Raw genomic sequence first — 12,156 nt, 5'->3', positions numbered from 1 at the left:
CCTTTTCAGGTCAGGCTCTGGAGGACAAGCGTATCATCTTAGTCATTTTGTAGATCATCAAGATGGCTGCAACAAAAAAGGCTGCATATCCAAACAAGTAAACTGAAAAGTAATACATGAAGAATCCGGTTTGTGCTGCGAGAAATGCCAGGACTGCCATGGGCAGGGGGCATATGACACATAGAAGGGTCTTGTATTGCTTCAGTATCAGTAAAACAAGCGACAAAAATACGATAAGCCCAAGTGGAATCAATATGTTATGAAAAAATGCCCGTGCCGTTTTGCTGGTTTGCAGGGCAATGAATTGGAGCGTTCTGTCTCTTGTTTTCGGTGAAAGATAGTCAGAAAGCCCGCCTTTGAAAACAGTGTCATAAACTTCAGATGGGGCTGAGCCGGCGGTGTACCCGACCGTTTCTGTCACAACGATTGGCGTTTGGCCAAATTGAAAGGTTGCCCACCGGTCTTTGATGAATACGTCCGGGTATGTGTAAATCAGTTTGAGAAGTGCGCGATATAAATCGGTTTTGTCGGCTTCATAAAAGCCTTCCCTGATCAGATCGGTGTGCCAGTATGCATAGGCACCACTGACGTCTTTGAAGTTGGAAACACGAAGGTATTTGTCAATGTCTTCTATCAAGTCGGGCCTGTTGTCCTGCATTGCCTTGTTGACTAAGGACCCCAAAGGTTCGGTGTAAGTGGTCAGAATGTATTTCTGATGGTCAATTGGCCCCATGATTTTGGATTGCGGGTAATTGACAATCAGGAAGAGAATGGCTGTAAGTATCGGGAAAAGTGTTTTTTGGAACCGGGTTGAGGTTTTCCAAAAAATGATAATAAACAGAATTGGAATGGCAACCAGAAAGTAGACACCTTCACCGCGAATGGTGGAGATAAGGGCAGTGAGTATGGATAGCGCAATGAACAGCTTGGAGGTAACGTTTTTTTGTCGGCTGATTGATTTGATTAAAATGACAAGTAAAAGCAGGACAATATAAGCAAAGAGGGTTGCCCGCAGCGGAAAGTAGTTTTGCGCCAGGACTGACGGGAAGATAAATGGAATGTAAGCCAGCCATGCCAGCTTGCTGCGATGGATTGTCTCAGATACAGAGTAGACAAAATAGCCAACAATCAGTGACAGGCATGCCAGTTGGAGAATGATGACACTTACCGGGCTTGGCAAAAGCAGCGTGGCGTAGTAATAGAACCATATCATCAGGTAATGGTGCCATGCATATTGTTCAAAGTTTCTGACAACGCCGATGAGCCCCATTTTTTCCCAGCCCCAATTTCCGGGCCATATCATCAGCAGCACGACCATTGAAAAGAGAAAGTAAATAGCGGAAAAATGGATAAAGCGGCGGTAGTCGGCTTCGCGCTTGTACCGCCTGAACATGTAGGCTGCAATTTGCCAGAAGCTGAATATGACGATGATTTTGGCTACGGTGAAGGTTTTGCTCTCGAGCGTAGAGCGTATGAACAGGTCTTTTTCAAAGAAAAAGGTGACATACCAGTGAACCAAAGCAATGAACAGTGCTTTTTTATGAATAGTGTCTGATAACCATGTTCGCAGTCGCATAATTTCTGGTATGTCGGGATGATGTGCTCCAAGTGGAGCTTAAGCCGCAAGGTGTTTCAATATGAAGAAAAGATTATACCGATTCTGCAGATCAAAATATAAAGGCGCTTGTATATTCAAAAAGGTGGTGCTGCAACGCTATAATCATTTACTTGACAGTGAATCTGCCTATTCACGTAGCTGCGAGGAGACGGTGCTTTTATGCCAAATATCATGGTTTTTATTCCTGCTTATCGGTGCGAAGCGCAAATCGGGCGGGTGTTGAATCAGTTTCCACCCGAAGTTGCCAAACATTTCAGTGAAATTGTGGTGGTTGAGAACCGCAGCCCTGATGGAACACTGGAGGCAGCCCAAAAGGGGCTGCAGCAGATTCAGGGGTGTAAAACCACGTTGCTGAGAAATGATGAAAATTACAGTCTGGGTGGCTCTCATAAGGTGGCGTTTAATTATTGCCTTGAACAAGGACATGATTACCTGGTGGTGTTGCACGGCGATGACCAGGGCAGCATACAGGATTTGCTGCCGTTGCTGGAGCGTCAGGAGTACGAGCAATACGATAATCTGTTGGGGGCCCGGTTTGCTAAAGGTTCAGTCCTGGAGGGGTATTCAACTTTCAGAACGGTTGGCAATGTCGCGTTTAACAAGATGATTTCGCTGGTGACGCGCGCTCAGGTGCTGGATATGGGGTCCGGGCTGAACATGTACAGCGCCCGGTTTTTGCAGCCCCGGTTTTACATGGGTTTCCCGGATGACCTGACGTTCAACGTATATATGCTGTACTACAGCATCTGGAAAAAGGTGCCGATGAAGTTTTTCCCATTGACGTGGCGGGAGGATGACCAGGTTTCAAATGCCAAGATTTTCCGCCAGGGGTGGCGTCTGCTGGGGCTGACATGGCAGTATATGCGGGATTCGCAAACGCTTTTCTCAAGCATACACCAGCCCAGTAAACCGCAATATACGTCCCAGTCTATTCCTCTGGCCGGTTCTCTGGCTGAGACAAGTTCTGCATTGTAAAGAGTATCTGATGGAACAGCAGCTTTCATTGTGGGTGTGCTGGGGATTTGCTCTACTGTTCATGCTGGTGGCAACGGCTGTGCGTGCAGCGCGGTTGTATATCAGTCTGGGGGTATTGCGTCCTTCTTTGTTTCGCACCAATACGATTCATTTTGTAGGGGCGGCGCTGGGCTATCTGGTTGGAGTCTTTGTGTATGAGCTCACCGTCATTGTTCTTTGTGCTTACAAGGATCGCAGCAAGGCAGTGCCAACGCTGCTGGCTTTGATATTGGTTCGCATTTTTGACGCATTCATTCTGGTTGTGGTGATATTCTTCTTTACCACACTGTCGGATTCACGCATTCTGTTTTTTGCTTTGCTGCTGTTGCTTGCGTTGATGTGGGGCATCATGTTTGCGCTGTCTCCTATTTTGAGGCGGTTGGAGCGCAATCTTCTGGAGCTGAATCGGGTCAACAGGAAAGATGCCTGGTTTTTAAGGCAGTCTTATCAATTGCGCCAAAACCTCAACAAGCTGCCCTGGGAGAAAAAGGGCACGATCAGCATGGTGTTGTCTTTATCCGTTATCGGTTGGGTGTTCGAGTGGATGGCTGTTGCATTGGTTATCCCTGTCAGCGGGGATGCCGTTGCTGTCATCATCAACCGGGTGGGCGGCAGCTTTGGCATAGCGCTGGGTGTTAATGCGACACAGGTTTATAACTGTCTGATGCTGGTTGTTTATGTGGCAGCCGTACTTTTGGTCATGCTGAGTATTGTGCGCTGGCTTAAAAAAGACCGTCAGGCATGTTCTTTTAGAGATTGAGTTGATGAGATGATTTGCATATTTTTTCCCCAACTTTTGCCCAACTCGTTCGTAAGCAGTGTCTTACATACAAAGGATGTGCGTAAATTGCGCCTGGGGCAACGCACATATGGCGGGCTTGTAGAGAGCATTCCTGCATTTGAGCATAGCCGCTTTTTGTATGCGGATGCCGCGTGTCCTTCAAAGTGGAGCGAGGTGCAGGCTTTGTGCATGAAGGTATTGCAGGCGCAGACCCGGTTGCCGGAAGACGATGAAAAGGTGGTGATTTACAACTTTGCCTACTATCCACTGGATCTGGATTGGGTGGATAACCTGTTCCATAAGGCCATGCAAACGGATATTCCCTTGTTTGTGGAGAAGTACTCCAATCAGACTGCTGACCAGCCAGCCCGGTTTGTTGCAGCCTGCATGACCTATCAGCAGTTGATGGAAGCAACGTTGGAATCCTCAGAGCCAGCACGGGTGCAAGCCGGCGATGACCAGATTGCGAATCTGGGGCACACGGCAACGGCGTTGCGGCTATTTGGCAGCGGCTTTTCCCTGCGCTACTTTAATTCATTGCAGCCCAGTCGCAATGTGTTCTTTTTAAAGCTTTCATCTGTCGTGGAGAAAATGCAGGCTGAGTATGATTTTTTCAGGCAGCTTCCGGCCCCGGTTCGGCCTTATTTTCCGCAGGTGGGCGATCTGGTGATGGAGGCAGACCGCAGTGGTTATGAAATTGAGGCGGTTCCCTGCCTGGATGTGGCTAAATCTTTACTGAACGGGGTATTTGCCAACCGGCATGACGGCGAGCTGTTAATGAGCCTGTTGGATCAATACCTGCAAAGTTGCCCGGCGCAAAAAGTGGGGGAGGAGGTTTACGCCCGCCGGGCTGAAGCCTTGTTTGTCGACAAGCTGAAAAAGCGTGTGGACATGTTGTTGCAACATACCTGTGTACCCAAAATGGATGTGATGTGCCAGATGAACGGTATGGGTTCTGTAGCGCATTTTGCCGATCTGTATGTTGCAGCGCTGCAAAAGGATATAGAGCAGCATAAAGAGGATACGCTGGTGTTTTCTCATGGGGATCTGTTTTTCTCCAACATTTTGTTTGACAGTACCAAAGAGTACATCAAGCTCATCGACCCCAGAGGTCGTGTCTCACCGCAGGCAGAAGATGACTATATGCCTGCGTGGTACGACCTGGCCAAGCTGAGCCATTCATTCCTGGGGCATTATGACCTGATGGTCTACGACATGATGGATGTGGTGATGCAGCGTGATCTGACTCTGGGTTTAAAGGATGCACATGTGCCGGGAGTGGTGCTGCTGGAGCAGACGTTTTTGGACTACCTGAAAAAGCGCAATATATCTGTTAAACGTTTACGCCTGTATGAAGGCAGCCTGTTTCTGAGCATGATGCCGCTGCATGCAGAGGATGAGCTCAGAATGCACAGGCAGTTGATTCGTGCGATGGAGCTTTACCGCTTCTCAACCACCTGAAAAGAATTTTGTCATAGATGAAAGGCGTATGAAGCGCTAAGGAAAGCTGATGGCTGTAACGTATATTTTGTGTGCTGCCGGCGAGGGAAGCCGGTTCCGTGATTCTTTTGGCACCTTGCCCAAGGCGATGATCGAGCTGTATGGCTCTACTTTGTTGGAGTGGTCTTTACGCTCACTGCCAATCTGCGGGCAGGACCGGCTGGTGCTCATCACGCAAAAGAAACACCGGGTCAAAGAGAAAATGGAGCAGAAAATTGCCATGCACTATCCGTTTTCATCGGTGGTCTGGCTGGAGATTGACGCGCTGACAAGAGGCCAGCTTGAGACAGCAAGTTTTGCTTTTGAGCATATTCTGCCTGAGAGTTCCGTTGTCATCTATAACTGCGACACGTATTTTGAAAGCCAGACGCTGCTAGGCAAAATGAACGATCCGCAGGTGCAGGGCATTATTCCCTGTGCGCAGGCACAGGGGGATTCATGGTCGTTTTGTGAGGTCGACGAGCATGATCAGGTGCTTCAGGTGCGGGAAAAAGAGCGCATTTCCGAGTGGGCATCTGTCGGGCTTTATTACTTTAAAGATGCAGCACTTTTCTGCGAGCGTGCGCTGCATGCCCTGGCGCAGCCCCAGACCCAAACCCAACAGGGCGAGTATTACGTGGCCCCGCTGTATCAGACATATCTGGATGCGGGGGAATGTGTGCTGATGGATCGTGTCAGCCTGTTCAAACCCATGGGAACGCCGCAACAGCTTGAAGCGTTCTGGGAAGTGGATGTCAAGCAGCTTGCGGTTGAAAACCTGGCGCCCGTGCTGGTGGTGGATCTGGACAATACCATCACCATAGACGAGCCGGGCGTGTCTTACGCTATGAAAAAGCCAAACCGGCCCGTGATCATGAGGCTCAGGGAGTTTGAGCGGGCCGGGTGGGAGATCATTATCTATACATCACGCCGTATGGAAACATTCCAGAACAACGAGGCCCGCATTGTGGCCGAGGTCGGGCAAACAACGATGGACTGGCTTGAAGTGCATCAGGTGCCTTATCATGGCATACGGTTTGGCAAGCCGTATGCGCGGTTCGGGTTTTATGTGGATGACAAGGCCATGCATCCGGATGAATTCATTCATCTTTCGCCTGAACAGGCGCTTGAGAAATACCGTAAATAATGTACAGAATTCATGTGCGGAAGTGATGTGGTTCACTGATGATGAATTTGCGCCAGCTGATTGATTATCTGATGCGTTATGCTTTTTCCAGCATATGCGCAGTGCTGCTCGATATTGCACTGTACGCTTTTTTAATCTGGGCCATACAGCTTTCCCCGTTTTACGCCAATGCCATCAGCTCGGTCGTATCCGTCATTGTGGTCTGGTTTTTGTCAGGCCGCTATCTGTTTGCAGCGCATCGCATTTCATTAAAAAAATACATTACCTGGTATGTCTACCAGTTTATTGTCATCCTGATCTATTCGGCAATGGTCAAGGGGCTGGTGGATTACGGCGTGAATGAGCTGTTGAGCAAACTGCTGATCACAGCGCTTTCCTTTGTCATCAACTCGACATTTTTTAAGCTTGTGATTCTTAAAAAATAAAAAGGCCAGCTCATATCAATCAATATGCAAGCCACCTCTTCAGGTGGCTTTTTCTTGCCTTTGCCAGCCATGATTTGGCTATTCAACCATTCACATAAAAGTGCTATCGGCGTCTAACATCACATACGTAAGAGGAGAAAAGATGGATACAAACAACCAGACGGATGTGATGCAGTTATTTGTGATTATGGCGGCCTCTATTTTCGGGCCGTCCATGGCGGCCATTATCGGGCCTTATATCCTGATTGCTTTTGCCGCTGCAACCGGGGCGGGTTGGTCGCTGGGCAGAAGGGAGCCTAAAGGTAAGGCAAGCGCATTGTTTTATTTTGTACGGGTGGTTTTTACCGCTGTTTTGCTGACGGCCGGTATTTCCAAAATAGCCGCCGGCTTTATTCCCAGTGTGGAGGCAGACTGGCTGGTGGCGCCGGTGGCGCTGATCATTGGGCTGATTGGGGATGACTGGTACAAGATCGGCGAGTGGTTTGTGCAAAAAGTGAAGCTGTTCGTTGACCGCAAGATGGATGGAAAGGAATGACAGCGATGACAACGTTTTATTATCTAACGGCGCTGGTCACAGGCATTCTGTGTTTTGGCGTGATTGCCATTTCCGTGTTCCGGCTGAATCTGTGTGGCAGCCGCTTGCGGCCGCGTTTCAAATACACGGCATTGATCTTGTGCGCATCGGTTGCCGGTTGCCAGCCGTATTTGAGCAGTACATTGCAGGGCGTTGGCAGCCTGGCCTTGGTGGGGAGCGTGATCTGGCTGCTGGTGGATGGTGCACCGGCATGGCGCCAGTACGCACATAAAGGCGGTCAGGAGTTTGATACGCAGATTTTTGATCCTGAAACCTTTGGAGAGGATGAATGAGCAATATGCACCTCAGCCCGCATTTCCGGCTCAGCGAGTTTACCCGCTCAGCCACAGCCGAACGCCTGCAGATCAACAACCAGCCTGATATTGCGCATTTGCAAAACCTGATGCAACTGGCGAAATCGCTGGAGGAGGTCAGGGCCTTATTCAAGGTGCCGCTTCTGGTTTCAAGTGGTTATCGTTCCGCCGCGCTCAATCAAGCGGTGGGCGGTGTGGCAACGTCTGACCATGCCCAAGGGCTGGCGGCAGACTTTACGGTTCAGGGCCAGAGTGTGCAGGAGGTCTGCCAGGCCATTGAGCGCAGCGGCATCCGGTTTGACCAGCTCATTTTTGAACAGGGGGCGACCGATTGGGTGCACCTAGGCATTGGCAGCAGAATGCGGCAGCAGGTGCTTTCGTGGCGACGTGGTGTGGGGTATGTGCCCGGTATCCGAAAAATTGAAACAGGAGGTGTGTGATGGATGCAATTGCCGCAGTGCTTGTATGTGTGCTGTTCTTTTTCATTGGTGTCGGTGTACAGGTGAAGAACCCTGGATTCGGGCAGGCCATTTACAGCGGGTGGAAAAGTTTTTGGCACAAAGTTAAGCGTAAATAAAGCCGGGTGTGCAGATGAGGGCGTGCAGATGAATTTCATCAAAAAATATCTGCCTGAGCTGGCCGTGGTGCTTGCCATGGCCGGGCTGTTGCTGTGGGCAGCGGTGCAGACATGGCGACTGGAAGCTGCGCACAATCAGACCGACCGGATCACGCTGGCGTTTGAGCAGTACAAGTTGCAGCAACAGGCACAGATGCAGCAGGAAAGACAGCGTGAACTGGATCTTAAAGAAGTGGAGCGATATGAAAACGAGCAAAGGCTGCAGCAGATTATGGTTGAGCGTGACGGCGCTGTTGCTGAGCGTGACGGGGTGCGCGCAGAACTCGCCCGTGTACGTCAGGCTGCCGGTGGATCCGCTGCCGGCAATTGCACTGCCGCCGCCCACACCATCCGAGTGCTTACCGAGCTGCTTGAAGAATCTGACCGGCTGGCGGGAGTCTATGCACAATACGCTGACACAACTCGAAACCACTTACTGACGTGTAACGGGTTTTACAACGCCCGCTTGCACGAAGAGTGATGCGCCACAAGCAGATTTGTGCAGCGGCGCTATGGGCGCGTGTGCTGCGGTCATAAGGCAGGCACTTCTTCTGTTTTCATTTCATAGCGGCCTTCTTCAATGGCCTCAATCAGGTCTGCAATGTGCGGATGGTCGGGGTTTTGCTGCTGGTAGCGTTGCAGATAGGTCAGTGCTTTGGGCGTATCGCCCAGCATCAGGCAATTCAGCCCGAGTGAATAGTTGGCATCTGTGATGCCCAGACTCAGGGCCTTTTCCAGAAAGGTCACGGCTTTTTGTGATTGACCGCTACCGGCCAGAAAATTGCCGTACATGTAGTTGCCCTGCGGGTCATCGGGAAAGTTGCTCAGCAGGCGCTGAAATGTCATATCCGCTTTATGCGCAGAGTCGGCAATGTCCAGGTTATGTCCGATGCTGTAAAACATGCCGGCGCGCCGCAGCAGGCCAGCATCCGGTTCCGGCCTGTCCAGCAGAATGTCGAATATGGCACCGATGGTTTTGACATCAGTTGTTGCACGCTGTTTGTCTTGTGGTGTGTCAAACCGGGTGGGGTAGCTCAGTGCGTGGCTGGCCAGGTCGTTGAGTATCTGGTCCAGATACTGCATATCCACGGCATAGGCATTTCCCTCAGACGTTGGTGAAGTCACCAGTATTTTTTTAAGGTCGTAGTGCCCATATTCCTGCGCGCACGCGAAGGTGACACCCAGTAACAGTAGCAAACTCACGATGTATTTTTTCAGCATGGCACGTCCTGTGAGGGGTTTCGGTATTCGGCCAGATGGTAAAGCATGGCATGCCAAAAAGCAAGCTGAAGCGCTGGGGCGTATTAACGCTGAATGTATAATCAGCTCTTGTTTGGAGCGCCTTGAAATGCCGGGCGTTCTGGCTTTGGGAGGGCAAGTGGCTTTATGACTGAAAAATATATGATGACCAATATGGTGACAAGGGCGCTGCGTTTATCTGTGGCAGTGACGGGGCTGCTGTTTTTACTGCTGCTGAGAAATGCCGCTTATGCCCAGGGCAACATACCGCCTCTGCATGTGAACTGCCAGCAAATCAGCACACTCAATTCGCAGGCGTATGACATGGTCAGCCGGAACATATCACTTGAACAGATGGTTGAGCAACTGGTGCCTTCCGGTATTTCACGGCAGGAACGTGTATTCTATATGATGGGAGTGAGCCGCGGGGTCTATTTGTGGGAGCTGCATCCACAGAGCAGGCCTGATTTTCTGCAATTGTGTTCACAGCAGAAGGATGGAATCCAAACAGGCTTGAACCAGATGACGTTGGGGATAGGGCAGATGATGCAGGGGGCTGCGATGATGCGTGATGAAGGCATGTCTCAGCAGGGTTTGACAGATTTTTTCAAGAGTTACCTTGAACAAAGAGTTTCAAATGAACATGACAATTTATCGGGAAAAATGCAGTTCCAGATTATGGGTGAATTGAGCAGCTACATCGTTTCTGAAGTGTATAGGCAGCGCAGTCAAACACCTGAAGAATTGCGTGATATGTTCATGTCTCAATTTCAGATTGTCATTGACTGATTGACAAGGCGCACCAGTACCATGGCCTGTTTAGCAGGCTGGAAGGTGGCCTGTGCGCCATTGCATATCAGCCGGTTTGATGGCTGCTTAGATCATCGGTATGGCAAAGCGCTGTTTCAGAACCTCATCAAGCGCATAGTTCATCACTTCGTCCCAGGTCTGGGCGGCGGTGCTTTTCTCTAGCAGGTGGAAAATGTCAAACTCATCCTGGTCGACATATATCGTGCCAAACAAACCCTGCTTATCGTAAAAGATGTAGGTGCAGGCATCGGCTCCCGGCGGGTGTGCCCAATAACCGACGACCATGTAGTTCTGGTTCAGGATGTCGTATTCCTGCTGGCTCACAATGGCAGTATCACTGCCGATTTTAAATTCATCTCTGCTGTTGCCCCATGCCAGATTGATTGTGTCCAGCAGGCCGAACGAGTAAAAGCGCTCATAAGGCGGCCATTCATCGCGGGCGCGTTCAGGCACCGTGTCAATGCGGTAAATGGTCAGGTCGCACAAATGCTCGTTACCGATGAATGCGCCTACCTGCTGATAAAAGCTGGCAAGCGCTGCCGGAAACGCAATGGCGGCGTAGCGCTGCGCCTGCTCGATGGCCTGTGCGCTTGTCGGCGTACCGAATTTGGCCAGCTTGGCATAGCGCCTGATATATTCCTGCAAAGGCTCATCACAGTTGCCATTTTTTTGCAACAGCGGATGAGACATGGTGCGTGAATCAATTTCCAGTGCGTTGAATGTTTCAGCAACCTCTTTAAAACGGTTCAACGTAGTGTCGTGCATGGTGCGGTTCCTTCACGGGTAAGGGTATCTGGTTTTTTTGAATGAATGCAACGCGCTTCACTATAACCTGGGCGATGTTAAGCGTGCCGCCAGCGCCTCATCAAGGGCGTGGTTCATGATCTCGTCCCAGGTACAAGCTTCTGCACTGTGCTCGATCTTTTGGGCAATATCAAAATACTCATCCAGTAAATTGACAAATACCGTGCGAAATAGCCCCTGCCGGTCGTAAAAGATGCACTGCTGCATGTCTCCATCCTCTTGGCCGTCATCCATAGATTCGCACCAGTAGCCCACAGCCATGTAGCTGCGGTTCAGCTTGTCATATTCCTCCTGGCTCATCATCGCGGTGTAGCTGTCCATGGACTCAGCCTCTCTGAGGTGGTCCCATAAATAGTGAATCGTGTCCAGCAGGCCGATTGAGTGGGCATAAGGGCTGTCGCTGCGGGTGCGCTCCAGCACAGATTCAGGCGAGAAAATGGTGAGGTTGTTCAGATGCCTGCCACCGTGCAGCGAACCGGTTTTGCGGTAAAAACTGACAAGGTCTGCCGGAAACGGAACAGCCGCATAATGCTGCGCCTGTTCAATGGTTTGCACATCGGCCGGTGTGCCGAATGCTTCCTGTGCGGCATGGCGGGCAAGATAACCCTGCAGGGATTCTTCGCACTGGCCCTGTGCTTGAAGAAAAGCATGATGCAGGGTGCGGAACCTGGTTTCCATGGTGTTGAGTGTTTCTGTGACATCCTTAAAACGCTTCAACGTATTGTCATGCACGGTGCGTAGCCTCCACTGATTATTTCAGTGAACTTTATCGGCTTTGCCAGGTTGACGCAAGCGTTCTGGGTGGGGAAGGTCGGGTATGTCAAGGCGCTGGCATCCGTTGAGAGCTAGGCTACAGCACCATCAGCTCCCATGCCGAGCAAATGCCGACATACACGTGCCCCAGCGCATTGAGCTCGCTTACAACGGGGCTCATTTTAGGGTCGTTGGCGGCAATCTTAAGGTCATGCATGCTGGAGGAATCATCATAGTCAGGCAAAACATCATGAATATACACCAGCCCGACCACCCGGCCGTTGGTCACTGCGGCCAGCACGTGTCCTGAGCCTTTGTACTTGCTGGCCATTTCATCTCCTATTTTGTATTTCTGCATATTCTGTCCTGATCAAGGGTTTATTCATGCCTTAGAGGCTGGGCCCATTCAATATAGGTATTGCATAACAATATATTTATGACACTAGTATAAAAAGAAACCGATCCATATTCCGGCAGCGCGTGTTTTTTGATTCATGCTAATATGGGCACAATCATTCATAAATCAATCAAATTCGCGCAGCAGAGCAATGCAATGCTGCTTACTTTAACGTCAGGAGCCAT

At 50.3% G+C, this 12,156-nt stretch carries 15 protein-coding genes; 10 read left to right on the top strand and 5 right to left on the bottom strand.

Annotated features, from left to right (window positions below):
* Nucleotides 1–10 precede the first annotated feature (10 nt).
* Nucleotides 11–1,576, bottom strand: a complete 1,566-nt coding sequence (locus AACY98_RS09965) for a hypothetical protein (RefSeq protein ID WP_339804666.1) — start codon at nt 1,574–1,576, stop codon at nt 11–13.
* A 201-nt stretch (nt 1,577–1,777) separates the two neighbouring features.
* On the opposite strand from AACY98_RS09965, the gene AACY98_RS09960 reads away from it, so the two are divergent.
* The 9 genes from AACY98_RS09960 to AACY98_RS09920 all read left to right on the top strand — a co-directional run bounded on the left by AACY98_RS09960 (nt 1,778) and on the right by AACY98_RS09920 (nt 8,449).
* Nucleotides 1,778–2,593: a glycosyltransferase family 2 protein gene (locus AACY98_RS09960; protein ID WP_339804664.1), complete on the top strand. Its 816-nt coding sequence runs from the start codon at nt 1,778–1,780 to the stop codon at nt 2,591–2,593.
* A 10-nt stretch (nt 2,594–2,603) separates the two neighbouring features.
* The gene (locus AACY98_RS09955) at nt 2,604–3,392 is read left to right on the top strand and encodes a hypothetical protein (protein WP_339804662.1); all 789 of its coding nucleotides are present in this window, start codon (nt 2,604–2,606) and stop codon (nt 3,390–3,392) included.
* A 78-nt stretch (nt 3,393–3,470) separates the two neighbouring features.
* Entirely contained in the window at nt 3,471–4,874 is a 1,404-nt protein-coding gene (locus AACY98_RS09950) for a hypothetical protein (RefSeq protein WP_339804660.1), read from the top strand.
* 49 nt (nt 4,875–4,923) lie between these two features.
* On the top strand, nt 4,924–6,039 hold the full coding sequence (locus AACY98_RS09945) for an NTP transferase domain-containing protein (RefSeq protein ID WP_126980080.1): 1,116 nt from the start codon (nt 4,924–4,926) through the stop codon (nt 6,037–6,039).
* Between the two features lie 38 nt (nt 6,040–6,077).
* Nucleotides 6,078–6,464 carry a GtrA family protein gene (locus tag AACY98_RS09940; RefSeq protein WP_339804658.1) on the top strand — a complete coding sequence of 129 codons (387 nt, stop codon included), beginning with the start codon at nt 6,078–6,080 and terminating at the stop codon, nt 6,462–6,464.
* A gap of 142 nt (nt 6,465–6,606) precedes the next feature.
* Nucleotides 6,607–6,999, top strand: coding sequence for a hypothetical protein (locus AACY98_RS09935; RefSeq protein WP_339804656.1), 393 nt, complete (start codon nt 6,607–6,609; stop codon nt 6,997–6,999).
* A 5-nt stretch (nt 7,000–7,004) separates the two neighbouring features.
* Entirely contained in the window at nt 7,005–7,331 is a 327-nt protein-coding gene (locus tag AACY98_RS09930) for a hypothetical protein (RefSeq protein WP_339804654.1), read from the top strand.
* Nucleotides 7,328–7,792, top strand: a complete 465-nt coding sequence (locus tag AACY98_RS09925) for a D-Ala-D-Ala carboxypeptidase family metallohydrolase (protein ID WP_339804652.1) — start codon at nt 7,328–7,330, stop codon at nt 7,790–7,792. The genes AACY98_RS09930 and AACY98_RS09925 overlap by 4 nt, the downstream gene beginning before the upstream one ends.
* 165 nt (nt 7,793–7,957) lie before the next feature.
* Entirely contained in the window at nt 7,958–8,449 is a 492-nt protein-coding gene (locus AACY98_RS09920) for a DUF2514 family protein (protein WP_339804650.1), read from the top strand.
* A gap of 50 nt (nt 8,450–8,499) precedes the next feature.
* Here AACY98_RS09920 and AACY98_RS09915 read toward each other — a convergent pair whose 3' ends face one another.
* Complete coding sequence (locus tag AACY98_RS09915; RefSeq protein WP_339804648.1) at nt 8,500–9,189, bottom strand: tetratricopeptide repeat protein; 690 nt, start codon at nt 9,187–9,189, stop codon at nt 8,500–8,502.
* A gap of 165 nt (nt 9,190–9,354) precedes the next feature.
* On the opposite strand from AACY98_RS09915, the gene AACY98_RS09910 reads away from it, so the two are divergent.
* The gene (locus AACY98_RS09910; protein WP_339804646.1) at nt 9,355–9,996 is read left to right on the top strand and encodes a hypothetical protein; all 642 of its coding nucleotides are present in this window, start codon (nt 9,355–9,357) and stop codon (nt 9,994–9,996) included.
* Between the two features lie 87 nt (nt 9,997–10,083).
* Here the strand turns inward: AACY98_RS09910 and AACY98_RS09905 are convergent, their stop codons facing one another.
* The 3 genes from AACY98_RS09905 to AACY98_RS09895 all read right to left on the bottom strand — a co-directional run bounded on the left by AACY98_RS09905 (nt 10,084) and on the right by AACY98_RS09895 (nt 11,932).
* Entirely contained in the window at nt 10,084–10,782 is a 699-nt protein-coding gene (locus tag AACY98_RS09905; RefSeq protein WP_339804644.1) for a hypothetical protein, read from the bottom strand.
* A gap of 60 nt (nt 10,783–10,842) precedes the next feature.
* Entirely contained in the window at nt 10,843–11,553 is a 711-nt protein-coding gene (locus tag AACY98_RS09900) for a hypothetical protein (protein WP_339804642.1), read from the bottom strand.
* Between the two features lie 118 nt (nt 11,554–11,671).
* Nucleotides 11,672–11,932 carry a hypothetical protein gene (locus tag AACY98_RS09895; RefSeq protein ID WP_126980089.1) on the bottom strand — a complete coding sequence of 87 codons (261 nt, stop codon included), beginning with the start codon at nt 11,930–11,932 and terminating at the stop codon, nt 11,672–11,674.
* Between the last annotated feature and the right edge of the window lie 224 nt (nt 11,933–12,156).

Origin of the sequence: Saezia sanguinis (assembly GCF_963921665.1) — a bacterium.
In the GTDB taxonomy this organism is placed as follows: domain Bacteria; phylum Pseudomonadota; class Gammaproteobacteria; order Burkholderiales; family Burkholderiaceae_C; genus Saezia; species Saezia sanguinis.
This window is presented reverse-complemented; position numbering and strand designations above follow the sequence as displayed.